The 857-nt window shown below is 70.7% G+C and carries 1 pseudogene; it reads left to right on the top strand.

Going from position 1 to position 857, the window contains the following annotated elements:
* Window positions 1–183 precede the first annotated feature (183 nt).
* Window positions 184–780, top strand: a pseudogene (locus V3B64_RS11515) (hypothetical protein); the annotation flags it as partial.
* Window positions 781–857: the final 77 nt, after the last annotated feature.

The following is an 857-nucleotide window of genomic DNA, read 5'->3' as shown; positions in this document are numbered from 1 at the left end:
TACAGCCGTCCCCTGGCCGGGCCGTGGGTTCTGTACGTCGCGTCGGGGGGGCTCGACTGATTCATCAGGAGCAGTCGAGCACGCTCGACGACACTGTAGCGGCGGATTGGTCGGCATCTGTATCTATGGAAGTGACTGGATCGGGATTACGGTGGAAACAGATTCCTCTCCCCCGAGACCGCCATGCCCACCGCCCTGCCCTTGCGCCTGCTGCAACTGATCACCGGCCTGTTCCTGTACGGCTTCGGCGCCTCGCTGATGATCCGTGCGGCCATCGGCGTGGCGCCCTGGGATGTCCTGTCACAGGGCATCGCCGCGCAGACGCCGCTGTCGTTCGGGCTGGCCACCAACGTGATCGGTGCGCTGGTGTTGCTGCTGTGGTGGCCGCTGCGGCAGAAACCGGGTGTCGGCACCGTGCTCAACGTGATGCTGATCGGCCCCTCCGCGCAGTTCGGGCTATGGCTGCTGCCGCCGGCCGTCGGCCTTGGCTGGCAGCTGGCGATGTTCTGCGCGGGCATGCTGCTGGTCGCGCTGGCCACCGGCCTGTACATCGGCGCCAGGCTTGGCCCTGGCCCGCGCGACGGCCTGATGACCGGCCTGCATGCCCGCACCGGCTGGCCGATCTGGAAAGTGCGCAGCCTGATCGAGGGCAGCGTGCTGCTGCTGGGCTGGTGGCTGGGCGGCAATGTTGGGCTCGGCACCCTCGCCTTCGCCCTGCTGATCGGTCCGCTGTGTGGTGTCACGCTGGGCTGGTTCGGGATCGGTCGCACCCCGGTAGTGGGGGGGGGGGGGGGGGCGCCGCCGGGCCCCCCCCCCCCCCCCCGCGCCCCCCCCCCCCGCGGCGCACCCCCCCCCCC

This window comes from Stenotrophomonas sp. SMYL86 (assembly GCF_036320025.1).
Lineage (GTDB): Bacteria > Pseudomonadota > Gammaproteobacteria > Xanthomonadales > Xanthomonadaceae > Stenotrophomonas > Stenotrophomonas maltophilia_A.
Note: the sequence above shows the minus strand (reverse complement) of the source record. Positions and strands in the feature narration are given on the sequence as shown.